The 26,066-nt window shown below is 52.8% G+C and carries 28 protein-coding genes; 14 read left to right on the top strand and 14 right to left on the bottom strand.

The window, feature by feature from the left end; all coding sequences use genetic code 11:
- The first annotated feature begins 51 nt into the window (after nt 1–51).
- Genes FDX01_RS07245 through FDX01_RS07225 form a run of 5 tightly spaced genes read left to right on the top strand, consistent with a single transcriptional unit; the run spans nt 52 to nt 5,218 of the window.
- The gene (locus FDX01_RS07245; RefSeq protein WP_137399525.1) at nt 52–1,668 is read left to right on the top strand and encodes an ABC transporter substrate-binding protein; all 1,617 of its coding nucleotides are present in this window, start codon (nt 52–54) and stop codon (nt 1,666–1,668) included.
- Nucleotides 1,665–2,702, top strand: coding sequence for an ABC transporter permease (locus tag FDX01_RS07240; RefSeq protein ID WP_115258061.1), 1,038 nt, complete (start codon nt 1,665–1,667; stop codon nt 2,700–2,702). Before FDX01_RS07245 ends, FDX01_RS07240 begins: the two co-directional genes overlap by 4 nt.
- Nucleotides 2,699–3,604 carry an ABC transporter permease gene (locus FDX01_RS07235; protein ID WP_096756532.1) on the top strand — a complete coding sequence of 302 codons (906 nt, stop codon included), beginning with the start codon at nt 2,699–2,701 and terminating at the stop codon, nt 3,602–3,604. The genes FDX01_RS07240 and FDX01_RS07235 overlap by 4 nt, the downstream gene beginning before the upstream one ends.
- Nucleotides 3,576–4,448, top strand: a complete 873-nt coding sequence (locus FDX01_RS07230; RefSeq protein WP_137399524.1) for an ABC transporter ATP-binding protein — start codon at nt 3,576–3,578, stop codon at nt 4,446–4,448. The genes FDX01_RS07235 and FDX01_RS07230 overlap by 29 nt, the downstream gene beginning before the upstream one ends.
- The gene (locus FDX01_RS07225) at nt 4,445–5,218 is read left to right on the top strand and encodes an ABC transporter ATP-binding protein (RefSeq protein ID WP_137399523.1); all 774 of its coding nucleotides are present in this window, start codon (nt 4,445–4,447) and stop codon (nt 5,216–5,218) included. The genes FDX01_RS07230 and FDX01_RS07225 overlap by 4 nt, the downstream gene beginning before the upstream one ends.
- Here FDX01_RS07225 and yegS read toward each other — a convergent pair.
- The 7 genes from yegS to FDX01_RS07190 all read right to left on the bottom strand — a co-directional run bounded on the left by yegS (nt 5,215) and on the right by FDX01_RS07190 (nt 10,765).
- Nucleotides 5,215–6,114 carry a lipid kinase YegS gene (yegS, locus tag FDX01_RS07220; RefSeq protein WP_096756535.1) on the bottom strand — a complete coding sequence of 300 codons (900 nt, stop codon included), beginning with the start codon at nt 6,112–6,114 and terminating at the stop codon, nt 5,215–5,217. The genes FDX01_RS07225 and yegS overlap by 4 nt on opposite strands.
- Nucleotides 6,115–6,244: 130 nt before the next feature.
- Nucleotides 6,245–6,976 (bottom strand): arginine ABC transporter substrate-binding protein ArtJ, encoded by a 732-nt coding sequence (gene artJ / locus FDX01_RS07215; protein WP_096756536.1) that lies wholly within the window; start codon nt 6,974–6,976, stop codon nt 6,245–6,247.
- A gap of 179 nt (nt 6,977–7,155) precedes the next feature.
- A complete protein-coding gene (gene artM, locus FDX01_RS07210; protein ID WP_096756537.1) occupies nt 7,156–7,824 on the bottom strand; it encodes an arginine ABC transporter permease ArtM in 669 nt (222 codons plus the stop codon).
- Entirely contained in the window at nt 7,824–8,540 is a 717-nt protein-coding gene (gene artQ / locus FDX01_RS07205) for an arginine ABC transporter permease ArtQ (protein ID WP_096756538.1), read from the bottom strand. Before artQ ends, artM begins: the two co-directional genes overlap by 1 nt.
- Nucleotides 8,541–8,546: 6 nt before the next feature.
- Nucleotides 8,547–9,278 carry an arginine ABC transporter substrate-binding protein ArtI gene (gene artI / locus FDX01_RS07200; protein ID WP_096756539.1) on the bottom strand — a complete coding sequence of 244 codons (732 nt, stop codon included), beginning with the start codon at nt 9,276–9,278 and terminating at the stop codon, nt 8,547–8,549.
- A gap of 16 nt (nt 9,279–9,294) precedes the next feature.
- Nucleotides 9,295–10,023 (bottom strand): arginine ABC transporter ATP-binding protein ArtP, encoded by a 729-nt coding sequence (gene artP, locus FDX01_RS07195; protein ID WP_096756540.1) that lies wholly within the window; start codon nt 10,021–10,023, stop codon nt 9,295–9,297.
- Between the two features lie 226 nt (nt 10,024–10,249).
- Nucleotides 10,250–10,765, bottom strand: a complete 516-nt coding sequence (locus tag FDX01_RS07190; RefSeq protein ID WP_115258065.1) for a lipoprotein — start codon at nt 10,763–10,765, stop codon at nt 10,250–10,252.
- 542 nt (nt 10,766–11,307) lie between these two features.
- On the opposite strand from FDX01_RS07190, the gene cspG reads away from it, so the two are divergent.
- From cspG to FDX01_RS07160, 6 genes are all read left to right on the top strand, one after another.
- Nucleotides 11,308–11,520: a cold shock protein CspG gene (cspG, locus tag FDX01_RS07185; RefSeq protein WP_046479624.1), complete on the top strand. Its 213-nt coding sequence runs from the start codon at nt 11,308–11,310 to the stop codon at nt 11,518–11,520.
- 10 nt (nt 11,521–11,530) lie between these two features.
- On the top strand, nt 11,531–11,719 hold the full coding sequence (locus tag FDX01_RS07180) for a cold-shock protein (protein WP_115259921.1): 189 nt from the start codon (nt 11,531–11,533) through the stop codon (nt 11,717–11,719).
- Nucleotides 11,720–12,013: 294 nt separating this feature from the next.
- Nucleotides 12,014–12,187: an addiction module toxin, GnsA/GnsB family gene (locus FDX01_RS07175; RefSeq protein ID WP_096756542.1), complete on the top strand. Its 174-nt coding sequence runs from the start codon at nt 12,014–12,016 to the stop codon at nt 12,185–12,187.
- A gap of 285 nt (nt 12,188–12,472) precedes the next feature.
- Nucleotides 12,473–13,771 (top strand): AppA family phytase/histidine-type acid phosphatase, encoded by a 1,299-nt coding sequence (locus FDX01_RS07170; RefSeq protein ID WP_137399522.1) that lies wholly within the window; start codon nt 12,473–12,475, stop codon nt 13,769–13,771.
- Nucleotides 13,772–13,890: 119 nt separating this feature from the next.
- Nucleotides 13,891–14,214 carry a heavy metal-binding domain-containing protein gene (locus tag FDX01_RS07165; protein ID WP_096756544.1) on the top strand — a complete coding sequence of 108 codons (324 nt, stop codon included), beginning with the start codon at nt 13,891–13,893 and terminating at the stop codon, nt 14,212–14,214.
- On the top strand, nt 14,211–15,041 hold the full coding sequence (locus FDX01_RS07160) for an N-acetylmuramoyl-L-alanine amidase (RefSeq protein ID WP_137399521.1): 831 nt from the start codon (nt 14,211–14,213) through the stop codon (nt 15,039–15,041). Before FDX01_RS07165 ends, FDX01_RS07160 begins: the two co-directional genes overlap by 4 nt.
- On the opposite strand, the gene FDX01_RS07155 is transcribed toward FDX01_RS07160, so the two are convergent.
- The 4 genes from FDX01_RS07155 to poxB all read right to left on the bottom strand — a co-directional run bounded on the left by FDX01_RS07155 (nt 15,038) and on the right by poxB (nt 20,347).
- On the bottom strand, nt 15,038–16,051 hold the full coding sequence (locus FDX01_RS07155) for an NAD(P)-dependent oxidoreductase (RefSeq protein WP_096756546.1): 1,014 nt from the start codon (nt 16,049–16,051) through the stop codon (nt 15,038–15,040). The genes FDX01_RS07160 and FDX01_RS07155 overlap by 4 nt on opposite strands.
- A 98-nt stretch (nt 16,052–16,149) precedes the next feature.
- Nucleotides 16,150–17,580 (bottom strand): SDR family oxidoreductase, encoded by a 1,431-nt coding sequence (locus FDX01_RS07150; protein WP_117343251.1) that lies wholly within the window; start codon nt 17,578–17,580, stop codon nt 16,150–16,152.
- A 10-nt stretch (nt 17,581–17,590) separates the two neighbouring features.
- Nucleotides 17,591–18,592, bottom strand: coding sequence for a low-specificity L-threonine aldolase (gene ltaE, locus FDX01_RS07145; RefSeq protein ID WP_137399520.1), 1,002 nt, complete (start codon nt 18,590–18,592; stop codon nt 17,591–17,593).
- 36 nt (nt 18,593–18,628) lie between these two features.
- Nucleotides 18,629–20,347, bottom strand: coding sequence for a ubiquinone-dependent pyruvate dehydrogenase (poxB, locus tag FDX01_RS07140; protein ID WP_137399519.1), 1,719 nt, complete (start codon nt 20,345–20,347; stop codon nt 18,629–18,631).
- A gap of 151 nt (nt 20,348–20,498) precedes the next feature.
- On the opposite strand from poxB, the gene FDX01_RS07135 reads away from it, so the two are divergent.
- Nucleotides 20,499–20,933, top strand: a complete 435-nt coding sequence (locus FDX01_RS07135; RefSeq protein WP_096756550.1) for a DoxX family protein — start codon at nt 20,499–20,501, stop codon at nt 20,931–20,933.
- 74 nt (nt 20,934–21,007) lie between these two features.
- Here FDX01_RS07135 and FDX01_RS07130 read toward each other — a convergent pair whose 3' ends face one another.
- A complete protein-coding gene (locus FDX01_RS07130; RefSeq protein WP_137399518.1) occupies nt 21,008–22,624 on the bottom strand; it encodes an FAD-NAD(P)-binding protein in 1,617 nt (538 codons plus the stop codon).
- A gap of 488 nt (nt 22,625–23,112) precedes the next feature.
- On the opposite strand from FDX01_RS07130, the gene FDX01_RS07125 reads away from it, so the two are divergent.
- Both FDX01_RS07125 and FDX01_RS07120 read left to right on the top strand, forming a co-directional pair.
- Entirely contained in the window at nt 23,113–23,553 is a 441-nt protein-coding gene (locus FDX01_RS07125; RefSeq protein WP_115258074.1) for a GNAT family N-acetyltransferase, read from the top strand.
- Between the two features lie 200 nt (nt 23,554–23,753).
- A complete protein-coding gene (locus tag FDX01_RS07120) occupies nt 23,754–24,296 on the top strand; it encodes an AAA family ATPase (protein WP_100037147.1) in 543 nt (180 codons plus the stop codon).
- A 4-nt stretch (nt 24,297–24,300) separates the two neighbouring features.
- Here FDX01_RS07120 and FDX01_RS07115 read toward each other — a convergent pair whose 3' ends face one another.
- Both FDX01_RS07115 and hcr read right to left on the bottom strand, forming a co-directional pair.
- The gene (locus FDX01_RS07115; protein WP_249360897.1) at nt 24,301–24,891 is read right to left on the bottom strand and encodes a GrpB family protein; all 591 of its coding nucleotides are present in this window, start codon (nt 24,889–24,891) and stop codon (nt 24,301–24,303) included.
- Nucleotides 24,892–25,093: 202 nt separating this feature from the next.
- Nucleotides 25,094–26,062 (bottom strand): NADH oxidoreductase, encoded by a 969-nt coding sequence (gene hcr / locus FDX01_RS07110; RefSeq protein ID WP_137362641.1) that lies wholly within the window; start codon nt 26,060–26,062, stop codon nt 25,094–25,096.
- Nucleotides 26,063–26,066: the final 4 nt, after the last annotated feature.

The raw sequence follows: 26,066 nt of genomic DNA, 5'->3' as shown, positions 1-26,066 counted from the left end.
AAGCCAAGCGTCATCCGGCAACATGTACCCTACAGTACAGGCAAACAATAGATGAAAAAAACTTCCTTACTGGGCGCGTGTTTACTCGCACTCGCCGTGTCGATGGGGAGCAGTGCGGCGTACGCCAAAACGCCGCCCGATCAGCTCATCATTGGTATGAACATGAATAACCTGCTGACTCTCGATCCGGCCGCCATGACCGGCAACGAAGTGGTGGGCATTGTGGTGAATTTATATGACTCGCTGGTGGAGTTGGATCCTGCCCAGTTGACCCATGTGAAACCCGCGCTGGCGACATCCTGGGATGTCAGTCCGGATGGCACCACCCTGACTTTTCATCTGCGCGATGACGTGACCTTTCACTCCGGTAATCCGTTGACTGCTGACGATGTGGTGTGGTCGATGCGTCGGATCCTGCACCTGAATCTGGCGCAGTCGTCGGTGTGGAAATCCTACGGCTTTAGCAAAAAAAATATCGACCAACAGGTCAGCGCCCCGGACAGGTTTACAGTGAAAATCACGCTGCCCAAAGCCAACGATCCGCAGTTGATTATCTATTCACTGGGGGCGCTGGGGAATCTCGGCGTGCTGGACAGCAAAACCGTGCAGCAACATGTGCTGAATAACGACTGGGGCAACCACTGGCTGACCACCAATGAAGCCGGGTCTGGCCCGTTTACCCTTGATACCTGGCAGGCGAAAGATGTCCTGCGCATGACGCGTAACCCGAACTACTGGCGCGGCGAGGCGAAAATGAGCCGCGTGGTGTTGCGTCATTTTCAGGAATCCCAGACCCTGCGTCTGATGATTGCCAAGGGCGATCTGGATATTGCCAGTAATATGGCGGTTTCAGACATCAATGCCCTGCGTAGCGATCCTGACCTGAGCGTGGATGCCGTCCAGCGAGGCACGATGTATTACGTGGCAATGAGCATGAAGGAGGCGCACTTCGCCAATCCGAAAGTCCGTGAAGCCGTGCGTTACCTGATTGATTATCAGGGGATCAATAAAGCGCTGATGCCGGGATACGGCGTATTGCATCAGCGACCTATCAAGGCAGGAATGCCCTCCACGCTGCGTGACCCCGGCTATCGCCTCGACATTCCGCGCGCTAAAAAGCTGCTGGCGGAGGCGGGATACCCGGACGGTTTCGACACCACGCTGCGGGTGCTGGCTGACCAGCCTTTCCAGAATATCGCGATTGCCGTGCAGTCCACGCTGATGCAGGCGGGTATTAACGCCAAAATTATCACCGGAACCGGTAATCAGATCTACGGCGCAATGCGCGAGCGTAAATTTGACATGCTGGTCGGGCGCGGCGGCAGCGGCATGGAACCGCATCCGCACTCCAGCCTGCGGGCGCTGGTCTATAACCCGGATAACAGCGATGCAGCCCGGCTTACCAACTTTCAGGGCTGGCGCACAGGTTTCTACGATAAACCGCTTAATGACATGATCGACAGCGCCCTGCTGGAGCGTGACCCGCAAACGCAGACTCGCGCGTATCAGGCGATCCAGACCCGCTACGACCAGCTCGTTCCCGCGCTAATTCCGCTGTCGCAAATGGTGGATTCGGTCGTTGTGCGCCGTGAGGTGCAGAATTATCAGCCGCATCCGTCGGCCACCACGTTTTTGCGTGATGTGTATAAAACCGGAGGTGAACAATGAGCGTTGCCATACTTGCACCTGGCTCACGCGCCCGGCGTGTCTCGACCCGTCTGATACAGGTGGCAATGACGTTGTTTGGATTGCTGCTGCTGACCTTTTTTATCGGTCGCGTCATGCCGATCGACCCGGTACTGGCGATCGTGGGACCTGATGCGGATCAGAGCACCTATCAGCAAGTGTATCACCAGTTAGGCTTTGATAAATCGCTGGCGGCGCAGTTTGGTATTTACTTCACCAATCTGCTGCACGGCGATCTGGGTAATGCGCTGCTGACCGGTAAGCCGGTGATGGATGACATTGTACGCGTTTTCCCGGCCACCATTGAGCTGGCGACGATGGCCATTGTGGTAGGGGCGGGTCTGGGGATCCCGCTGGGGGTGTTGGCGGCGGCACGACGCAATAGCCTGTCGGATTACGTGGTGCGCATCATTAGCCTGGCAGGTTATTCCACACCGATTTTCTGGGTGGGGATGATGGGGCTGCTGGTGTTCTACGCCTGGCTAAGCTGGGTGGGCGGCGCGGGGCGTCTGGATCTCGGACTGGACGGGCTGGTGCCACGCCAGACCGGATTAATGACCGTCGACGCGCTGTTGGCCGGTAATGCCACCGTGTTCTGGAATGCCATTAATCATCTGGTTTTGCCTGCTGCGCTATTGGGTTTTCACTCTCTGGCTTACATCAGCCGTATGACCCGTAGCTTTATGCTGGCGCAGCTTTCACAGGAGTTCATTATCACCGCGCGCGTCAAAGGGCTGACCGAGCGTCAGGTCATCTGGAACCATGCGTTTCGCAATATTCTGGTGCAACTGCTCACGGTGGTCGCGCTGGCCTACGGTTCGCTATTGGAAGGCGCGGTGCTGATTGAAACCGTCTTTTCCTGGCCCGGTTTTGGCTCCTATTTAACCGGCAGCCTGCTGCTGGGTGACATGAATGCGGTGATGGGCTGCGTGCTGCTGGTTGGGGTGATTTTCGTCATGCTCAATCTGCTCTCCGACATGCTGTATCAATTCTTTGATCCGAGGACAAAATCATGACGGTTTCTCTGGATACGCCGCGGGATAGCGGCAATAGCGAACAACGTCTGCGGGCGAAGCAGGCGCTGCTGCGAGCGCGCGGGTTCATGGGCAAGATGGCGCGTAACCCGCTGACCGCCATTGGCGGCGGAATTATTGCGTTGTTACTGCTGGTGGCCATTTTTGCCCCGCTTATCGCACCGTACAACCCGTTGGTGCAGGATTTAAACAGTGCGCTGGTGGCGCCGAACGCGCAGCACTGGTTCGGGACCGATGAGTTTGGCCGCGATATCTTTAGCCGCCTGGTGTATGGCTCGCGCATCACGCTGTATATCGTGCTGCTGGTGTCGGTCACCGTAGGGCCGCTCGGTCTGCTGCTTGGCGTCACGGCGGGTTACTTCGGTGGCAAGGTCGACATGGTACTGATGCGCGTCACCGACATTTTCATTTCTTTTCCAAGCCTGGTACTGGCACTGGCCTTTGTCGCGGCACTCGGTCCGGGGCTGGAGCACGTAGTAATTGCCATTACGCTGACCGCCTGGCCGCCGATTGCGCGTCTGGCTCGTGCGGAAACGCTCTCGTTGCGTCAGGCCGATTTTATCTCTGCCGTTCGCCTGCAGGGGGCATCGGCAGGACGTGTGCTGTGGCGTCACATCGTACCGCTATGCCTGCCGTCGGTGATTATTCGTATCACCATGAATATGGCGGGGATCATTCTGACCGCTGCGGGCCTTGGGTTTCTGGGGTTAGGGGCTCAGCCACCGGATCCGGAATGGGGGGCGATGATCTCCAGCGGGCGCACCTACATGATGGAATGCTGGTGGGTAGTGACTATTCCGGGGCTGGCGATTTTGATCAACAGCCTGGCGTTCAACTTCTTAGGAGATGGCTTACGTGACATCCTCGATCCTCGCAGCGAATGATTCGCCTCTGCTTGATGTGCGTAACCTGCACGTCGATTTTATCAACGGCGGCGCGGTCACCCAGGCGGTGCGCGGCGTCTCCTTTCAACTCGGACGTGAAAAACTGGCGATTGTGGGTGAGTCAGGCTCCGGTAAATCCACCGTCGGGCGAGCGCTGCTGCACCTGCATCCGAAAAAAGCACGGGTTACGGCAGACAAAATGCAGTTTAGCGATGTGGATTTAGCCCATGCCAGCGAGGCGCAGATGCGGCAAATTCGCGGCAAGCGTATCTCGATGATTATGCAGGACCCGAAATACTCCCTTAATCCGGTGGTGAGCGTTGGCGATCAGATTGCCGAAGCCTGGCTTACCCATCATCCGGGGCGCAAGGCTGAGGCCAAAGCCAGGGCGCTGGAAATGCTGGAGGTGGTGCGTATTCGTCAGCCGCAGCGGGTGTATCAGCTCTATCCGCACGAGATTTCTGGTGGCCAGGGGCAACGTGTCATGATCGCGATGATGTTAATCACCGATCCGGAACTGGTGATTGCCGACGAACCCACCTCGGCGCTGGACGTGTCGGTGCGTCTGCAGGTATTGGGGCTGCTTGACTCGCTGGTGGAGTCGCGTGGGTTGGGGCTTATTTTTATCAGTCATGACATCAACCTTGTGCGCAGCTTCTGCGATCGCGTCCTGGTGATGTATGCCGGGCGGGTGGTGGAATCCATCGCTGCAGGCGATCTCCACCATGCGCAGCATCCCTATACTCAGGGGCTGATTAGCGCATTGCCAGAAATCTACAACCGCCGGGCGGTGCTGCCGGTGCTGCAACGTCAGCCCAGTTGGCTGAGTGAGGAGGGGATATGATCGACGTTAAAAATCTGAACCTGGCATTTGGTGAGGGAGAAAAACGCAATCAGGTGCTGTATGACGTGACGTTTGGGGTTCAGCCCGGAGAGGTCTACGGTCTGGTTGGGGAGTCTGGTTCGGGAAAGACAACCGTACTGAAGTGCCTGGCTGGATTGTTTACCCATTGGCAGGGTGAACTGGCGATCGACGGACAAGCCCTGGGTCACCGTATTCGCCGCGAACGCTGCCGCCTGGTACAGATGGTATTCCAGGACCCATATGGTTCACTGCATCCCCGGCATACCATCAGCGATATCCTCGAAGAGCCGCTGTTGATCCACGGCATTGCTGACCGGGATCGGCGGGTTAACGGGCTGCTGGATAAGGTCGGTCTGAACCGGGCATTTCGCGACCGGTATCCGCATCAGCTTTCTGGCGGGCAGCGTCAGCGTGTGGCGATTGCTCGGGCGCTAATCCTCGAACCGCAGGTGCTGTTGCTGGACGAGCCGACCTCTGCGTTGGACGTATCGGTACAGGCCGAAATTCTTAACCTGCTGGCTGAATTGCAAAAGGAGTCCAGCCTGACCTATCTGCTGGTCACCCACGATCTGGGGGTTATTGCGCATTTGTGTCAGAAAGTGGCGGTGATGCAATACGGAAAAATTCTTGAAACGCTCACCGTGGATGCGCTGGTCAACGGTGAGGCGCAAACCGAGTATACCCGGATGTTAATAAGCGGCAGCCAGCGCTATTCCCGCGATCTGGCGCGGGAAGTGGCGGCGTACTAGCGTAACAAGGGACAACCAGGCGGTAACCGGCAGCGCAGCGCGGCGGGGAGGATTTCGATGTGAAATTCCTGCCCGCTTAGCGGTTCGCCATCGAGATTAAACGTGATTTCATGCGGGGCACGGATATCAAACCAGGATGACGCGCCATCAATAATATTGGGGTTGTCGTCGGATTGGGTAAGTGCCGAAAGTAGCGCCGGAAGAAGCTCATCGCCGGTAAAAATGCGCAGTTGCAGCAGACCGTCGTTGATCAGTGCCGTGGGGCAAAGTTGCTGCCCGCCGCCAGCCTGACGACCATTGCCGATGCCGATCACCAGCGCGTCTCCCTGCCAGTGAAAGTTTTCCCCGCGAATTTCGCAGCTGTCGGGCTTCAGCGTGTCCATGCGCATGAGCCCATGAATAAAGTACGACACGCCGCCCAGCGCGGCTTTGAGTTTTTCTGGTGTTTCTGTCGTGACCCGCGTGCCGAATCCGCCCGTCGCCATATTGATAAAACAGGTTTTATCATTGACCTGCACCATATCTATTTCAACCGCATTGCCGGCGATGGCCAGCTTCAAGGCTTTATCCAGAACATCAGGAATACCCACGCTGGTGGCGAAGTCATTTGCGGTTCCCAGCGGCAAAATCCCCAGTGCGGGTATATCCTCCCCCTGGCAATGGATGAGCGCGGTGGAGACTTCGTTGATGGTGCCATCACCGCCGCCCGCAATGACGGTGGCAACGCCCAACTGGCGGGCCTCATCAACGTAACGCCGGGCGTCGCCTTTTTCCCAGGTGACGCGCACATGGATCTCAACGCCCTCATCGCGTAGCAGGGCAATCGCCTCGCGCAGCGGGGGATTATCAGCACTTTTTCCATTCAGGATCAGTAAGCTGGCTGGGAATGCTATCATCCTGTTGCCTCACTTTTATCGTTTTAACAAGTGTATGCCAGGAATGGGTTTATGGCGTAAGAACTGACCGAAAGCGCGGACGTTAAACGTAAAAAGCCGCGATTTGCGGCTTTTTCAGGTAAGGCAGGGATTACTGCGGGAACCACTGATCGCTGATTTTTTGATAGGTACCGTCAGCTTTAATGGCGGCCAGCGCAGTGTTCAGTTTTTCCAGCAGCGCGGTGTTATCCGGGCGAACGGCAATGCCAAGGCCGGTGCCGAAGTATTGCGGGTCAGTTACTTTGTCCGTTGCTACGCCTAACTGCGGATTGGTTTTCAGCCACTCGTTAACTACGGCAGTGTCGCCAAATACGCCATCAATACGCCCGTTTTTCAGGTCAATGATCGCATTCTGGTAGCTGTCGTACGCCACGGTTTTCACTTCAGGATGTTTATCCTGCAGGTATTTCTGGTGCGTGGTGCCGTTTTCCATGCCGATACGTTTGCCTTTCAAATCAGCAAAGGTTTTATAGGTGTCTTTTTTCGCAATGACCAGCGCTGAGTTGGCATAGTAGGGCTGAGTAAAGGAGACCTGCTTACTACGTTCTGGCGTGATGTCCATACCGGAAATCACCGCATCGTATTTTTTGAATTTCAGCGCGGGGATCAGGCTGTCGAACGCATGATTAGTAAAAGTACAGTCAGCCTGCATTTGTTTGCACAATGCTGAAGCCAGGTCGATGTCAAAACCAACAATTTTATTGCTGGCATCCAACGATTCGAATGGCGGGTAGGTTGCTGAGACACCGAAATTGATTTTATCAGCAGCAGAGGCGCCGGTGGCGAAGGTAGCAAGTAATGCGGCCAGGACTAACTTTTTCATGGTGGAACTCCCGTCTGTCAATCTTATGATGATTCACCGTGTCTGCGGCGTTGATTTACAATGCCATTTAATGAATTTGTATGCAATAAAAATGATTAAATATTTTATGTGGAATAAAAAAAAGCGGACAGTCCAGAGACATGTCCGCCTTTACTATTCAGCTTTATGCAGTTATTGACTTAATTGCGGTGTTCAAACGCCAGTGCTTTACGCTCGATTAAGCGCATCATCAACGTCAGCAGGCCGTTAACAATCAGATAAATCACGCCCGCCGCGCCGAAGACCATGACGTCATAGGTACGACCATACAACAGCTGGCTGTAACCCATGACTTCCATCAGCGTGATGGTGTAGGCCAGGGAGGTACTTTTGAACACCAGCACCACTTCGTTGGAGTACGAGGAGAGGGCGCGTTTAAAGGCGTACGGCAGCAAGATGGCCAGCGTATCTTTCTTGCTCATCCCCAATGCACCACAGGATTGCCACTGACCTTCCGGGATTGCGCGAATAGCGCCGTAGAACAGCTGCGTAGTATACGCGGCACTGTTTAACGACAGCGCAATCAAGGCGCACAGCCAGGGTTCTGACAGCAGATGCCAGAGGACCGGATACTCCTGCAGCGCGGGAAACTGCCCCGGACCGTAGTAGATCAGGAAGATTTGCACCAACAACGGCGTACCGGTAAACAGCGTAATGTAGGCGCGTACCAGCCACACCAGCACCGGGGTTTTCAGCGTCAGGATGACGGTGAAAATCAGCGCCATGACCAGCGCAACCACGATGGAGGCAACCGTCAACGTCAGGCTGGTATGCAGCCCTTTCATCAGTTCTGGTAAATACTCAAGCATCAGCCCGGTCTCCGTTCAAAACGTGTCGCGCGCAGGTCAATGCGTTTGAGAATGTACTGACTCAACAGCGTTATCACCAGATAAATGGCCGCCGCCACGATGTACCAGGTAAACGGCTCCTGAGTACGTGTGGCAATGCTTTTGGTTTGCAGCATCAGATCGTTGACGCTGATCAGGCTTACCAGCGCGGTATCTTTCAGCAAAACCAGCCACTGGTTACCCAGTCCCGGCAGGGCATGACGCCACATTTGCGGCATCACCAGACGAAAGAAGATCGCGGTTTTGGACAACCCCAGCGCCTGACCAGACTCCCATTGCCCGAGCGGGACGGCTTTCAGTGCGCCACGCAGCGTTTGCGACGCATAGGCCGCATACAGCAATGACAGCGCAATGACGCCGCACAGGAACGGACTGACGTCGAAGTTTTCGATCTCCATCTGCACCGGGATCTGCACGATGCCAAGATTTATCGTAAACCCATCGGCCAGCGTCAGCAGCAGCTGAGAGGAACCGAAATAGATAAACAGAACCACCAGAATTTCCGGCAGTCCGCGCAGGAGCGTCACCAGGGCTGAACCCGTCCATGCCACTGGACGCCATTTAGCAGACTCCCAGACGGCAAACAACATTGCGAGAGCCAGGCCAATGATCAGCGCACAAACGGCAAGGCCGACGGTCATCCCGGCGGCGCTTGCTAAAGGAAAAAATTCATTCATCTAATATTACTTCTGGAACCATTTGTTATAGATGGTTTCGTACGTCCCATCTTTCTTCACTTTTTCCAGCGCAGCATTGAATTTCTGCTGCAGCTCGGTATTGCCCTGGCGCATGGCGATGCCCAGACCGGTACCGAAGTAATCTTTATCGGTGACTTTATCGCCAACGGCGGCCAGTTTCGGATTGTCCTTCAGCCATTCGGTCACGACAGCGGTATCACCAAAGACGCCATCAATACGCCCGTTCTGCAGGTCGAGTTTGGCATTCTGGTAGCTGTCATACGGGACGGTGGTGACTTCCGGATGTTTATCCATGATGAATTTCTGGTGCGTGGTGCCGTTTTGTACGCCCACTTTCTTGCCTTTCAGCTGGTCAATGCTGGTGTATTTACCCTGTTGACCAACAAACAACGCGGAGTTGTCATAGTAAGGCGTAGTGAACAACACCTGCTTTTCACGCTCCGGCGTGATGTCCATTCCGGCCATTACCGCGTCAAAACGGCGGAATTTCAGGCTTGGGATCAGGCTGTCGAAAGCCTGGTTAGTGAACGTACAGGTGGCGTCGATCTCTTTACACAGCGCATTTGCCAGGTCAACGTCAAAACCCACGATGTTGTTATTAGCATCAATGGATTCAAACGGAGGATAAGACGCTTCGGTAGCGAAGCGAATGGTTTGGGCTGCGGTAGCGGAAAGGCTAAAACCTGCGATTAGCGCGGCAATCAGAACTTTTTTCATTGTATTGTCCCGAATCTTAGTGAGAGAGATAGTTTTTAAACGCTTCGGTTTGCGGGTTGGCAAAGCAGCTCGCATTCCCAAACTCGACGATATGACCGTTTTCCATATACACCACACGACTGGCCGTTTTACGGGCGACTTCCACTTCGTGGGTGACGATCACCTGAGTAATATTGGTTTCTGCCAGCTCACGAATGATGCTGACTATTTGTGCGGTAATTTCCGGGTCAAGCGCTGCGGTCGGTTCATCAAACAGCAGCACCTGTGGCTCCATCATTAACGCGCGGGCAATGGCCACACGCTGTTGCTGGCCGCCGGAAAGATGCAGTGGGTAACGATCGCTATAGGGCTTCAGTCGCAGACGTTCCAGCAGCTTCTCGGCACGCGCCAGCGCCTGGTCCTTGCTCAGACCCAGCACGCGGCAGGGCGCTTCGATCAGGTTCTGCTGCACAGTAAGATGCGGCCAAAGATTGTATTGCTGAAAGACCATGCCCACGTTCTGACGCAGTTCGCGAATGGCTTTATCAGAAGGTGTTTTCGTGAAGTCGAAACGGTTACCGGCAATAGAGAGCGTGCCCGAACGCGGCATCTCAAGCAGGTTGAGTACGCGCAGTAGCGAGCTTTTCCCAGCTCCACTTGGGCCAAGTAACACCAGTGTTTCGCCCTGAGGGCAATCCAGCGTGATATCGAACAGCGCCTGATGTGCGCCGTAGAAGCAGTTAATGCCGTTTAATTGAATACTCATTGACACTCGTATACTGGCAGTCTGATAGCTATTGAAGCCGCAGATACTACCTTTGGCAGAATAGTTATGCAATATTTATGCGTTAAAAGTTAAATGCAAACCGCATTCTTCTCTAAACATAGCACAAAATAGCGGGGTCACCAGTGGGCAAGAATAATTGTCGGCATTCTATGCAGAATGCCAGACAATTTATGGGGTTTATGATTTGAACGAATGAATGGCGGGATTAACGGTTTTCGACAGACTGGCGCAGCGTCCCGGCTGGCGCATGTACACTACCGCCCAGATAGCGAACATCATCCACGACCCAGCACTGGCCTTCACGGATCATCAGTACTTCATCACGCCAGGTTTGATTACCCTGCTTAAGCTCTACGCGCAGCGGAATGTTACGTGCATCACTATTCGGAATGGTCGAGGCGCTGGCGACACTGGCGCTGTCCGGTAAGGTGGTGCGGCTGGAGAAGGGGTCGCTGGTCAGCAGCTCGCGGTGCGAGTTATCGCGGCTGGCATCGGTCAGCAATTTCGCCAGGTTGTCACTTAAGTACGGACGCAGGGCGGTGATGTCGTTGCTGCGATGCTGAATGCGGTAATCATAGAACTGTTGTGCCACGCTGTCTGGCCCGCCTTCCACGCAAGCGCCGCTACGCGGGCCGTTGTCTTTATAAGCCGGAGTTACGGTGGTACAGGCGCTGAGAAGAAGTGCACAGGGGACCAACAGAGAGAGTTTCGAGTAGCGCATAATGATTTCCTTATTAGCTTTCTACTAATAGTATTCTACGATGAAAAATTCTATCCTTTCAATGACTGTGTAATCGATTAACACTTTGTTTTTACTTGCATAACTTCGCAAATTTCACCGACTGGTACATCTGTGGCTATTGACTACTTACCTCGGTTCAGTATATCAAACTGCGGCATGATGTTGTCGCCAAGGATGCTCCCTATAGTGTATAGACCATCCACGTATCTGCATGCTTATTTACGAGGCAACAAAATGTGGAAGCCGGACTGCGACGGTATGTATAAGTGCACAATGACGGAGCAGTCCTTAGGCTATCAGGGTATCCGGATGGCTAAAATAAGGGTTGATTAATTCCTGGGCTCATGCGTTAATAGTTGAGTCGGTTTGAATAATAGACGATTTACAAAGTAGTTTACTTCCGCAGTTCTCATTTTCAGGTTTATCCATTTATCCCTTCTTTGAGTCACTCCGCTAAGCACTAAGTCGATTCTGTAATAAAACCAAATATGCCGAAGGGCTCAAATTAAGGAATAAAATATATGTCTAATAAAATGACGGGTTTAGTTAAGTGGTTTAATCCTGAGAAAGGTTTTGGATTCATCACGCCCAAAGATGGTAGCAAAGATGTGTTTGTGCATTTTTCTGCTATCCAAAGTAACGACTTTAAAACGCTGAATGAAAATCAGGAAGTCGAGTTTAGCGTGGAGCAGGGACCTAAAGGCCCATCCGCTGTTAATGTTGTGGCGCTCTAAGGTAACTATTATTACTAATCATATTCACTTTCGCTGCCCATGTTGCCATGGTTCGCAGTACAGAACATCGAGCTTCGATGTGACTGAGGGAAATCCGTTTGGCGCGAAATGTATTTTTTGCAAATCTAAAATGATTACATTTGATAATGTTGCAATGTACATTCAGTCCGGCCAGACTCCGCTGGATTTCAGAAAATAATTTTTTAGGCCCCTTCAAGGGGCCTTTTTTAATGACTTAACAGATGACCCTACCTGTTTATCGTGAGATCGTCATCTTGACGTTGTTGTCGTGATGCCAGAACATCGTTTACTGCGAACCTGCCTTCAGCCCCTCTCTTATCGTTTAATATGCAAACAATTTCTGGGTGTGTAATGACCAGTTGCGCCTGGGTTATTGAATCTTTTTATCGTATAGTTTATAGATATCCATGGTTATACAGATAATACTATCTACTGGCGCGTTGATGCCGTTACAGACCAGAAGAGGTGCATAATGGACGTCGAGAAATTAAAAAATAAAACTGAAGCGGATATATCTGAGTTCATCACAAAGAAAATTGTTGAGCTGAAGAAAAAGACCGGGAAAGAAGTTTCCGATATTCAGTTTATCGCTCGTGAGAAAATGACCGGGCTTGAAAGTTATGACATTAAAATTAAGTTGATCTAATTTTCAAATACCATCCAGTATGCGTTAAAGCATCGCCGTCCAGCTGAGGCGGTGCTTTTTATTTTTATAATTTCAAAATGAAATTATAAGTGTGATCTCTTCCGTGTGTGAACGAGGCGGTGGCAAAAGTGTGTGAATTTCAGCCGTACGCGATAACCCAGTATTTCATCCTGGTGGATATTTATTATCACAGGCGTAGGATGATTTTGCTGTCGACAAGATAAGACGTTCGTCCTGTCGTGTGCGGGCTTCTGATTATTCATTAACGACGAGGTGGTGCTGGTAATGAGTACACTGATCATTCGTTTATTGTTCTTAACGATTATATTGGCCCCTGTTTCATTACGCGCCGATGAACAGAGCGGAATGCAGCTTGAGCGTGTTGTCATCGTCAGTCGTCATGGCGTCAGGGCACCGACAAAGTTCACGCCGCTTATGCAGCAAGTCACTCCCGACCGCTGGCCGCAATGGGACGTTCCTCTGGGGTGGTTGACTCCTCGCGGCGGGGCACTCATTACTGAATTAGGACGGTATCAACGTTTACGCCTGGCGGACAAAGGTCTGCTGGATAATAAAACGTGTCCAACGGCAGGGCAGGTCGCGGTCATTGCCGATAGCGATCAACGTACCCGTAAAACGGGTGAAGCATTCCTGGCAGGACTGGCCCCGGAATGTAAAGTACAGGTTCATTATCAACAAGATAAGTCAAAATCTGATCCCCTTTTTAATCCCATCAAGGCGGGGCAGTGTTCGCTGAACACATCGCAGGTGAAAGAGGCCATCCTGACCCGGGCTGGCGGAAGTCTTGATGAGTACACGCGCCACTACCAACCCGCATTTCAAGCCCTGGAGCGGGTGTTAAATTTCTCCCAGTCAGAAAAGTGTCAAATAGCCGGGCAGCCTGCTCAATGTACGCTAACCGACGTCTTACCTGCTGAACTCAAGGTCTCTCCTGAAAATGTATCGTTGTCAGGCTCATGGGGACTGGCTTCAACCCTGACGGAAATCTTCCTGCTGCAACAAGCACAAGGGATGTCGCAGGTGGCCTGGGGGCGTATTCATGGCGATAAAGAATGGCGTACATTATTAAGTCTGCACAATGCGCAGTTTGACCTTCTGCAGAAAACCCCGGAGGTTGCCCGTAGCAGGGCCACACCGTTACTTGATTTGATACGTACAGCGCTCGTAACACAGGGGGCAACAGAAAATAAATACGCAATTCAGTTGCCCGTCTCTTTGTTGTTTATTGCGGGGCATGACACCAATCTTGCCAATATCAGCGGGGCATTAGGCCTTAACGTGTCTCTGCCCGGTCAGCCAGATAATACGCCGCCGGGTGGAGAGTTTGTTTTCGAAAGGTGGAAACGGGTTAGCGATCATTCTGATTGGGTGCAGGTTTCTTTTATGTATCAGACATTGCAGGAAATGCGTGATATGCAACCTTTGTCGTTGCAATCGCCTCCCGGAAAAATTGTGCTGCCCTTAGCGGCCTGCGATGAGAAAAATACGCAGGGAATGTGCTCATTAAAAAGTTTTTCTACACTCATTGATTCCGTTCGCGTGTCCGAATGTGCTGAGAAATAATATTTTTATTGCATCATTTCGATCATGTTGAAAATTAAATAATCGGAACCTTTCAATGATAGGGTATTGGTTCGATAATGCTTTAAGGCAGCGTTGTTAGCGTAATAAGGAGACATACCATGCAGTTTTCGACCACCCCTACTCTGGAAGGGCAAAGCATCGTGGAATACTGCGGTGTGGTAACCGGTGAAGCGATTTTAGGCGCGAATATCTTCCGCGATTTTTTTGCCGGGATCCGGGACATTGTTGGCGGTCGCTCTGGCTCATACGAAAAAGAGCTGCGCAAAGCGCGTGAAATTGCCTTTCAGGAACTCGGCGAACAGGCGAAAGCGTTGGGAGCAGATGCGGTCGTTGGTATTGATATTGATTACGAAACTGTGGGTAAAGATGGCAGCATGCTGATGGTGAGCGTCAGCGGTACTGCGGTGAAAACTCGCCGATGAAGCGTCTGTTATGGCTGCTGGCATTTGCTGTGTTGCTGACGGGCTGTGCCCGCGAGCCAGGGATTGTCGACAAAAACGGGTATCAACTGGATACCCGACGCCAGGCGCAGGCGGCATATCCACGCATTAAAGTGCTGGTAATTCACTACACGGCTGATGATTTTGACTCATCGCTGGCCACGCTGACGGATAAAAACGTCAGCTCGCACTATCTGATCCCGGCAGTACCACCGCTGCACGGCGGCAAGCCGCGGATCTGGCAGCTGGTCCCGGAAAAGGATCTGGCCTGGCATGCAGGGATCAGCTTCTGGCGAGGCGCTACGCGGATTAACGACACGTCGATTGGGATTGAACTGGAAAACCGTGGCTGGCAAAAATCAGCGGGCGTGAAATATTTTGCGCCATTTGAAGCGACGCAGATCCAGGCGTTGATCCCGCTGGCAAAGGACATTATTGCTCGCTACGACATCAAGGCGCAGAACGTGGTGGCGCATGCGGATATCGCTCCGCAGCGTAAAGAAGATCCCGGCCCGCTGTTTCCGTGGCGTGAACTGGCGGCGCAGGGTATTGGCGCCTGGCCGGATGCTCAGCGCGTCGCGTTTTATCTTGGCGGACGCGCACCCCATACGCCGGTGGACACCGCATCGTTACTTGATTTGCTGTCGCGCTACGGCTACGAGGTGAAACCGGACTTGACGCCGCGTGAACAGCAGCGGGTGATTATGGCGTTCCAGATGCACTTCCGCCCGGCGTTGTGGAACGGCGTGGCGGATGCCGAAACTCAGGCCATTGCCGAAGCGCTACTGGAGAAATACGGGCAAGGTTAACGCGGCAGCTTACCGTGGTCGCGCAGCCAGGCCGCGGTACGCTCAATCCCTTCATCCAGCGTCACGACAGGCTGATAACCCAGCTCTTCCTGGGCGCGGGTGGTGTCCAGCGTAAAGTCAAAATTGAGCTTTGAGACACCGTAGTGTGTGAGCTTGGGTTCTTTTGCCGATTTATTCCCCAGACGCTCCATGCTGCGGGCAATCATGTCCAGCATTGGATAAGGCACGGAGCGGATGCGGCAATCAATATTCAGTTCGTCAATCAGCTTCTGCACGATGCTGCGCAGCGTGCGATGCTCACCGTTGGTAATGTTATACACGCGACCTGATGGCAGATTGTCACAGGCTTCCTGACTTGCCAGCCACATCGCGTGAATCGCATTTTCATAGTAGGTCATATCCACCAGTGCGCTGCCGCCGTGTGGGAGCAGGACGCTGCCATAGTGATGCATCATGTGCGCCAGGCGGGGGATAAAAACTTTATCATGCGGGCCAAACAGGCTCTGCGGACGTAGTACCGTAAAGCGAGTTTGCGGATTGGCCTGGGCTAACAGCGCAATCACGTCTTCGCCGGCTGCTTTACTGCGGGCGAATTCGTTGGCGAAGCGGTGTGGGCGAAAGTCCTCTTTGATATCGCGATGGTGGTGATAATCAAAATAGAGCGACGGGGAGGAGATATGAATAAAGTTACGCACGCCCCAGGCAACCGACCACTCGCCCAGACGGCGGGTGGCGCGGACGTTAGCCAGGTCAAAGGCTTCCTGTGTTCCCCACGGCGAGGTAAAACTGGAACAGTGCCATAGCGTGTCGATGCCTGCGAGCATCACTTTTGCTTGCGAAGAGACCAGCTCGGTCAAATCCGCATGCACAAATTCTGCGCCCATTTTCTCCAGCAACTTACCCATCGCTTCGTTGCGACCGGTAGCTCTGACGCTGATGCCTTTCTTGCGTAAAAACTCAACCGCGTTTCGGCCTAAGCCGCTGGTGGCTCCGGTAACCAGTACCTTCATATCAATCCGCTGTGTTTAATAGAACTTCGTGCGCATTCTTCCGTGAATTACGCCTGTATGCAATGGGAAACATGAAAGAATACAGCCTCTTTTTGTCTTTAGTCTGTGATTTGTTCTGCAAGTTTGGCGATACGCTTTGCCATCCCCCTGAAAATAAACAGGTGAGCCGGGATCATCAGCAGCCAGTAGAACAGACCGGGCATACCGTGCGGGTGCCACCAGGCGCGGACGTCAATGCGACGGCGATCGCCTTTATCTTCCAGGGTAAAACTCAGACGACCGAGTCCTGGCGCCTTCATACCAAATAACAGTGTTAGCTGCTTTTCCGGTTCGACGATAATGACCTTCCAGCTATCCACGGTATCGCCGACCTGTAAAAGCGGACGCTCCGGCCGACCTTTTGCCAGTTTATGCCCCACCAGCAGATCCATGGCTGCGCGCGTCTTCCACAGAATATTGCCAAAGAAATAGCCCTCTTTGCCGCCGAGGCGATTCACCACTTGCCACAGCGCCTTCAGGCTGGCGGATGTCTCGACACTAAACCCGGCCTGTTTGGCGAAATAGCCGTATTCCGGTCGCCAGCGGGCAAAGGCCTGCGCGTCGTATCCCCACTCGCTGGAGTCGACCAGTTTCTCTTCTTCCTTCAGCGTGCTGCGTACCGCATCGTCAAAGGCGATGAGCTTTTGGGGGATCAATGCCCTCAGTTCGGTGTCATCGGCCAGCAGATCGTGTTTCAGGCCCTGTATCAGCGCCTGGGCGGTCGTCGGTGGAACCGAGGTGATCACATTTAAAAACCACACTGAAATCCAGCGGGTCGGGAAAGGGATAGGGATAAGCAGGCGATGCTTGCCGCTGACCGCCATAAAATGTTCGAACTGCTCTTGATAGCTTAATACCTGCGGCCCCGCCGCTTCGAGTACGCGGTGGCCGTTTGCCGGGTGCGCCAGCAGCGCAACTAAATAGTACAGCAAGTTCTCCAGCGCAATCGGTGTGGTACGCGATCGTACCCAGCGCGGTGGGGTGAGTACCGGCAGGTTGTAGACCATATCACGCATCACCTCAAAGGCCGCAGAGCCCGCGCCGACGATAATACCCGCCCGTAACTCCGTAACCGGGACGCCGGATTCGCGCAACGTGTCAGCCGTTATCTGCCGTGCGCGCAGGTGATCGGACTGTTCATGTTTGGGGGCCTGTAAGGAGCTCAGGAAAATCAGCTGGTTGACGGGCGTATGGCGCAGGGCGTCGCGGACATTCTGCGCCACCTGACGCTCGTGGGCGATAAAATCACCGCCTTCACCCATCCCGTGCACCAGGTAATAGACCGTATCAACGTCGGCTAGCAGCGGCGTCAGGGTATCTGGTTCGTTTAAATCAACCTTATGACAACTGACGCCGGGCAGTTGCTGTTTGTCCAGTCGCTCGATGCGACGTGCCGCCGCCAGCACCTGATGCCCTTGCTGGCTGAGCGCTTTTACCAGATGTTGACCAATGTAACCACTGGCGCCAAGTACCAAAATCCGTTGCGGCACGCCGGTCTCCTTAGCGGTTTAAAAAAGCACGCCAGTGAGCGGCGACTTCAGCAAGCTGTTCACGCGAAACGTCCAGATGCATCACCAGACGCACAATCGGCGAGGCGTTAATCAGCACGTCTTTAGATTTCATGTACTCGCCCAGCGCAGCAGCGTGTTCTTCACCCACGCGGACAAACAGCATATTGGTGTCGTGACGCATAACGTCGGCACCCGCTTCACGCAATTGTTCTGCCATCCAGGCAGCGTTGTCGTGATCAATTTGCAAACGCGCCACGTTATTTTTGAGCGCATACAGCCCGGCAGCCGCCAGAATACCGGCCTGGCGCATACCGCCGCCGGTCATCTTGCGCCAGCGAATCGCACGTTTGATGTAATCATGGCTGCCGACCAGCAGTGACCCGACCGGCGTCCCCAGCCCTTTGGAGAGGCAAATGGTGAACGAGTCACAATATTGGGTGACGTCCTTAAGCTCACAACCGTAGGCGACGATGGCGTTAAAAATACGCGCGCCGTCAACGTGCAGCGCCAGATTTCGTTCGCGGGTGAATTCCCAGGCCTCCTTCAAATACTCACGCGGCAGCACTTTACCGTTATGGGTGTTTTCCAGACTGAGCAGGCGGGTACGGGCAAAATGAATATCATCGGCTTTGATTTTAGCGGCGACTTTGTCCAGCGGCAGCGTGCCATCCTGCGCGGCGTCGATAGGCTGTGGCTGAATGCTGCCGAGCACCGCGGCACCACCGGCTTCGTATAAATAGTTATGCGCGCCCTGGCCTGCGATGTACTCCTCGCCGCGCTGACAGTGGCTGAGCAGCGCCACCAGATTTGCCTGGGTGCCGGTCGGTAAGAAAATAGCCGCTTCTTTACCAGAAAGTTCAGCGGCATACTGCTGAAGGGCATTGACGGTAGGGTCGTCGCCGTAGACGTCGTCCCCGACCGGGGCCGCCATCATCTCTTCCAGCATGGCGCGACTCGGGCGGGTGACAGTATCACTACGTAGGTCGATCACGGGCATTCCTTTTTAAGTGAGGTAATGCCCACTGTTTTACCTTAGCCAGTTGGTTTTCGCCAGTTCGATCACTTCATCACCGCGTCCGCTGATGATAGCGCGCAGCATATACAGGCTGAAACCCTTCGCTTGTTCGAGTTTGATTTGCGGCGGTATGGCGAGTTCTTCTTTCGCGACCACCACGTCGACCAGCACCGGGCCATCAATCGACAGCGCTCTTTGCAGCGCCTCATCGACGTCCGACGATTTTTCCACGCGGATACCGGTGATCCCGCAGGCTTCGGCAATGCGGGCAAAGTTGGTGTCGTGCAGTTCCGTTCCGTCGGTCAGATACCCACCGGCCTTCATCTCCATTGCGACAAAGCCCAGCACGCTGTTATTGAACACGATGATTTTCACCGGCAGCTTCATCTGCACCACCGAAAGAAAATCGCCCATCAGCATGCTGAAGCCGCCGTCGCCGCACATGGCGACCACCTGGCGTCCGGGTTCCGTTGCCTGTGCACCCAGCGCCTGCGGCATGGCGTTCGCCATCAACCCGTGATTAAACGACCCGAGCAGGCGGCGCTTGCCGTTCATTTTCAGATAGCGCGCGGCCCACACCGTGGGGGTGCCGACATCGCAGGTAAAGATGGCGTCATCAGCGGCGAAGTGGCTGATTTGCTGCGCCAGATACTGCGGGTGAATGGCTTTTTCGCTGGGTTTGGCTAAATCATCCAGTCCTTTGCGCGCATCGCGATAATCACTCAGGGCTTTATCGAGGAATTTGCGGTCGGTTTTTTCTTCTACGAGCGGCAGCAGGGCACTCAGCGTGGCTTTGATATCTCCAACGAGCGCCATATCCACCTTGCTGTGCGCACCAATGCTTGCCGGATTGATATCAATCTGAATAATTTTGGCGTCGGTGGGGTAGAAGGGGCGGTAGGGGAACTGGGTGCCCAGTAAAAGCAGCGTGTCGGCATTCATCATGGTATGAAAACCGGATGAAAAACCGATCAGTCCGGTCATACCCACATCGTAGGGGTTGTCATATTCGACGTGCTCTTTGCCGCGCAGGGCGTGGACAATCGGCGCTTTGATTTTTGCGGCAAACTCCACCAGCTCTTTGTGCGCACCCGCGCAACCACTGCCGCACATCAGCGCAATGTTGCTGGAATAGCGCAGCAGTTGCGCCAGTTTTCTCATCTCTTCTTCCGCCGGGGTAACCACCGGTAACGGCGCATGATACCAGTGCGTGCTGGCACTTTCCGGCGCGGCTTTCAGCGCAACATCGCCCGGGAGCACGACGACTGACACACCGCGGTTTAACACCGCTTTGCGCATGGCAATCGCCAGCACCTGTGGGATCTGTTCAGGGCTGGAAACCAGCTCGCAATAGTGGCTACATTCGCGGAACAACTCTTGCGGGTGGGTCTCCTGAAAATAGCCGCTGCCAATTTCACTGGAGGGGATATGTGCGGCAATCGCCAGCACTGGGACATGGTTGCGGTGGCAATCAAACAGGCCGTTAATCAGGTGCAAGTTTCCCGGTCCACATGAACCGGCACACACCGCCAGTTCACCGGTCAGTTGCGCTTCCGCGCCTGCGGCGAAGGCGGCAACTTCTTCATGCCGGGTTGGCATCCAGTCGATCGTTCCCATGCGATTGAGACTGTCACTAAGACCATTCAGTGAATCACCCGTTACGCCCCAAATACGTTTCACACCAGCCTGTTCAAGCGTTTTAGCAATAAAAGCGGCAACCGTTTGTTTCATGGTTTTCCATCTCCTTTAATGTGATACCGGTTACAAGTTTAGATGAAGATAATAGTTATGCTTCTCATTACCCCTTATTTTCGGCAGCTTACATTTGACGAAGATAACGCGTAGCTTGACTGTGGACATGGAAAACAAGGAACGAATTCAAATGGTTACGAACTTATTAAATGCAGTAAATCGCATGCTGACGCATGAGGACTTTGGCAAGTTTTTGTTACGCCTGGCGGTGGGGGGACTGATGCTGTTTCACGGTCTGCATAAACTGTTTGCCGGAATTGATGGCATTAGCGGCATGCTAATAGCGAAAGGTTTTCCGGGTTTCATTGCCTACGGCGTTTTGCTTGGCGAGGTGCTGGCACCGTGCCTGATTATTCTCGGCATTCTGACGCGTCCGGCTGCGTTAGGGTTGGCATTCACTATGGTTGTCGCGTGGCTGATGGTCGGAATGGGCGAAACCTGGTCGCTGGATAAAACCGGCGCATGGGCTATTGAAAGTCTGGTGTATTTCTTTATTGGCGCACTGGCGGTGGCATTTTTGGGTGCCGGAAAATACGCATTGGGCGGTCAGTCGGCCTGGCGCTAGTTTGCCATCGGACGACAAATGCGGAGGCGACAACGTAGTTACATTGCTGCTCGCCTCCTGATTCTATCAGGTCGTTAGTCTTCCTCGTTACGGTCCCAGCGTTTTCGCCGACGTCCCACCGTGCCTTGTGTCAGGGCGTTTGCCATCGCTGCGCCGATTTCAGCGCTGACGACCAGACCCTGAATAAAAGGGCGGTCGTGCATTAGCCATGGCAGCCCGCCAAAGGCGATGTGACCACAGGCATCCTTTGGCGCACGCAGCGTATAATTTTCGCTGATATCCGGGATCTCGTCACCACAGGCGAGGAGTTGATGGCGCAACGTGGGGAACGGGATATCTTTGCTCTTCAACGCTTTTTGCCCTCGGGCATCAATAAACACATCAAATTCGCTACGCTGATTGTTGTGGTAAATAACCGTCATACCTTGCTCATTTTGGCGTTGATAATCTGAGCCCAGCGCGAGGATTTCAATTAACCCGGCCTCATGCAGCGCCAGCAGGCGGCGAATGGATTCCGAAGGGATCGCCGCATAGTTATCGATAAACACGCGTGCCAGACCGTGCTTGAAGCGTTCTCTGTCGCCATCGTCAAGATGAGGCACGACCTGTTCGATGACCTCATGCAGCCGCAGCAGGGTATAGCGCCACGTGACGGTGCGTTGCTCCTGCTTGTTGCGTTCGACTTCCTGCAGGTTGCGTTTCGCCCAATCAAAAGCATTGTGCTGAATTCGGTCAGCAAAATAGATGTCAGAAAACGTATCTGCCGTCAGCGTCTCAAGCGCTATCTGCTGGCTCCACTGCGGTGCCGCGTCTTGCAGTTGTTTGACGATAAGCGAGAAGAGGCGATCCAGTAATCCGCGTTGACCCTGTTCAATGACGTGTTCAATCGCCTGACCGGTGGCGATGTTCAGCGGTTCATAAGGGAGAGGGCAGTAAAAATCGGCCTCCGGCAGCACACCGCTGCGTGACATCAGAGTCAACTTCAGGCTTTGACTACCGGGTTTGCGCGTAAAATGGAGGGTGTTATCAGCATCGGTGGTGAAGGCGCCATGTTGACTGACCACGGCTACTGCCGCATCGATAGCGCTTAACGACGTACCCAGAATGCCCACTCTGCAGGCGTTAATTTGTGCGTCCATCAGGCCGGTCCACGGGCTGGGGAAAAACTCACGTGGTGTGTCGTCTCCCTCAGGCCACAGATGGCCGGTGGCGATAACTGCAAAATCCACCTCGACAGGTTGTGGTGCGTGGTTTACCCACAACGTAACACCCTGCGGGTTTGCGCGCAGATCGGTGACTTCGCTGGACTCATGAACACAAACCTCAAAACCGGACTCACGGGCTTTATCGACAATGGCTAAAAAGCGATCGCGAAAATAGTCGCCAAGGATCACGCGGGGTAAAAATTGCCGTTCATGCAATGACGTGCGTTCTATACCAAATTGTGTCAGGTAGTCATCGCTTTGGTTTTGTAGCCACGTCAGATAGGTGATGTAAATCGGCGGGATTTCAATACTGGCAATATTCGCCAGCATATGGTCCGCGTTATTGTCGTTGTTGTAAGGCATGCCCACACCCGCTTCTTCCGCTTGCTCGTAGAGTTGCACGGTCATCGGTTCACCGCGTTCAACCAGGGCATGGAAGGTATAGATTCCAGTGGGGCCGACGCCGACGATGGCCACTTTTTTCATGGGGATCCTTTTTTGAAAAGCTCGACGATGGTCGGGGATATTGATTAGTTTGTGAATGTTAATTGTGGTTGAAATATTGAGGGGTGAAATGTTTATGCTCACCTTTTTGCGGCTACGATCCCCACACAGACTCACCAATTTCTCAGTAACCTGTTAAAAATAAAAGCCTTTACGCCATAGGTTATGTACCTAACCGCGTACCAGCACGCCTGCGCTGAAGTTGAGCGGCAAGGGGTCGCGGGAGGCGGGTTTGATACTGGAGTTGGTGGTGAAAGCAGTGGGGTAAAGGAAGGGGCGGTATCAGGGGGCATCCCCGAGTAGCCCGGACGAGGCGCATAAGTACCGACTCCGGGGACGTTCCCGGCGTCACTTCGTTCGGCCGGGCTACCCGAAGATACTTTTGTCAGCAATCTGAACCCAGCGATAGGCTGGATTTTTTAGACGGCGGTGTTGATGTTGTGGACTGTCTCAAGCATGGAATAAGACAAATGAATATAAGGACAAGATTAGCTCTATCCACTGATATAGAGGGTATTTTTGAAGTCAGAACTTCGGTTAAAGAAAATCATCTCAGTCGAGAAGAAATGGAGCAGATGGGAATTACCGAGAGCGTTGTCACCGATATGATTGAGAAAAGTCATTGCGCATGGGTTGCCGTAGATGACGGAAAAGTGATTGGTTTCTCGATGATTTTGCCAGATGAAGGATGTCTTTTTGCGGTCTTTGTTCTCCCTGAATATGAAGGCAGAGGTGTAGGTCGCAGCCTTGTTGACCTCGCAGAGCAGGAATTATTCAAACACCATAAGGCAGTCTGGCTTGAAACCGACAAAAACAGTCGTGCGGCAAAATTTTACATGCGACTGGGTTGGGTTAAAAAAGAAAATATTAGTGAATCTGATATTAGATTGGAGAAACCCCGCTGCGTTTAAGCAAAGATCCTCTTCTTTAATATCCGCTCCTGGCACGTAGCGGACATTGCTGACTGAGCTGAAGGTCCGCTGTGAGCGAAGTATAGTCATTCGCACCCTGAGAATTACACTTTTTAGTTATTCAGGATAAGATGTAGTTATTCAAACCATCACAGGTATATTGCAGCTTCATCGCATCAATAAATATTCAGGAGAAGTCAATGCCATCAGTTTTACAACATCGTTTCATTCTTACAGGTGGCCCAGGGTCAGGCAAAAGTACGATAATTGATACGATTATAAAACGAGGATTTTGGTGTTCTAAAGAAGCTGGAAGAGGTGTGATACAAGACCAGGTTAACATCGGCGGCGATGCATTACCGTGGGCCAACCAGACTGCATTTGCAGAGCTGATGCTATCCTGGGAAATGCGTTCGTGGCATGAAGCGGAGGGGCAAACACAACCCTGCTTCTTTGATCGTGGTGTTCCTGATATTGCGGGTTATTTACGTCTTTCTGAGCTTACCATACCGAGGCATCTGGAGAACGCCATCGAGAAATTTCGCTATAACCGAATCGTATTTATTGCACCACCCTGGCGTGACATATATGTACAGGACACAGAGCGTAAACAATCTTTCGATGTTGCCATCGCGACATATCACGCAATGGTGAAAACCTATCGTAGGTATGACTATCAGTTGATTGAATTACCATGCGCTTCAGTAGAGGAGCGTGTGGATTTTATCCTTTCCAATATATAGCACATCAAATATAGCCTAAATGTTTAAAAATTCTCTGATAGATATCGTGTACCACTTTACTTTTATTTTCATGATATTTTTGAATGTCAAAGCTGCAACCTTTAACTGCCTCAAATTTGGCATCAGCGTACAGTTTACAGTCTTTTTCTGACTGTCTAAGCCAATCTCGAAAAAGCAAATGCCGAGCTGTTTCAGGGGTGTCCCGAGTAAAAATATGTAGGTTAACTCTAGGATTTTCATAATGAAAAAGTCGATGGCCATGAAAGCGGGGTTCACGAACAATGAGTTCGTATCCAAGGTTTTCAAGTGCTAATAAATATATTCCTTCATCCGCAGCATCGGCAACCGTCACGTCAATATCAATAACGGGTTTAGCGGCCAGACCAGGTACTGCCGTGGAACCCACATGATCAATTTTTAGTAGATTCGAACCTAATTTATTCTTAATTTTAGATTCCAATGCTGAATATATTTCCGGCCACGAGGGATCATAAACAACGACCGTAATATTCTCAATCGGCGGTACACCATTAACAAAGTAGCTGTCCTGAGGGTCGATGACATAATGCTCCATCATCTCTTTTTTGCTAATCATAAACTGATACCCATAGATCATTCAAATTATGAACAATAGTGTACAGGACATGGGGTTGGATGTCTCTCAAGCGACCGCTTTTGGCACATGGCAGACAATCACCTCAACATACACAACCTGCAAATCACCATACGTGCCTCACAAGCAAAAAAAAGGCCGCCCAGCATAACCAGGCAGCCTTTTAATCTCAGATGCTCAGCAACTACGCCAGCACTAAATCACCCTGCGGGTGGCAGGAGCAGGCCAGTACGTAGCCTTCGGCGACTTCCGCATCGGTTAGCGTCATGGTGCTGGAAACCGTGTAGTTACCATCAACCACTTTGGTTTTGCAGCAGCCGCACACGCCTGCACGGCATGCGGCGACAACCGGCACTTTATTGCTTTCCAGTGCTTCCAGTAGCGTGCTGCCTACCGGCGCATAAAATTCTTTTGCCGGTTGTAGCTTGGTGAACTTCAGACCACTGGTGGCGGCTTCCGCTACCGGCGTGAAGAACTGTTCTTTAAAGAAACGCGTTACGCCGAGCGCTTTCACTTCTTTTTCGACCAGATCCATGTACGGAGCAGGGCCGCAAGTCATCACGGTACGTGAAGTTAAGTCCGGAACGCTTTTCAGCAGGTCGGTGGTCAGTCGGCCAGAAACAAAGCCATGGGTGGCATTGTTTTCAGCGACCAGCGTCACCGGATACTCGCGCCATTCGTCGGCAAAAATGACATCTTCCGGCGAACGAACGTTAAAGATTACCTGCACATCGGCCTGCGGACGGTACTTCGCCAACCAGCGACGCATCGACATGATAGGCGTCACGCCACAGCCGGCCGCCAGCATCAGGAACTTGTCTTCTGCTTTATCTTCACAGGTAAACTCACCCATGGCATCAGACAGCCAGATATAGTCGCCGCGCTTCACGTCACGGGTTAGCCACTGTGAACCCGCACCGTCGTCAATGCGGCGGACGGTCAGCGTGATGTACTCGCTAACGCCTGGCGTTGAAGAGATGGTGTAGGCACGTAGCGTCTCCGCTGAGTTACGTACGCTGACCAGTGCATACTGCCCGGCACGATAAGGATAATAATCGTGGCACAGCAACGAAATCGTCCATACATCCGGCGTTTCCTGATGGATGTGATGAACCTGCATCCGCCACGGGCACTGATGGGTTGGCATTGTCATGACT

It is taken from the genome of Citrobacter sp. wls613 (assembly GCF_005281195.1).
Lineage (GTDB): Bacteria > Pseudomonadota > Gammaproteobacteria > Enterobacterales > Enterobacteriaceae > Citrobacter > Citrobacter gillenii.
This window is presented reverse-complemented; position numbering and strand designations above follow the sequence as displayed.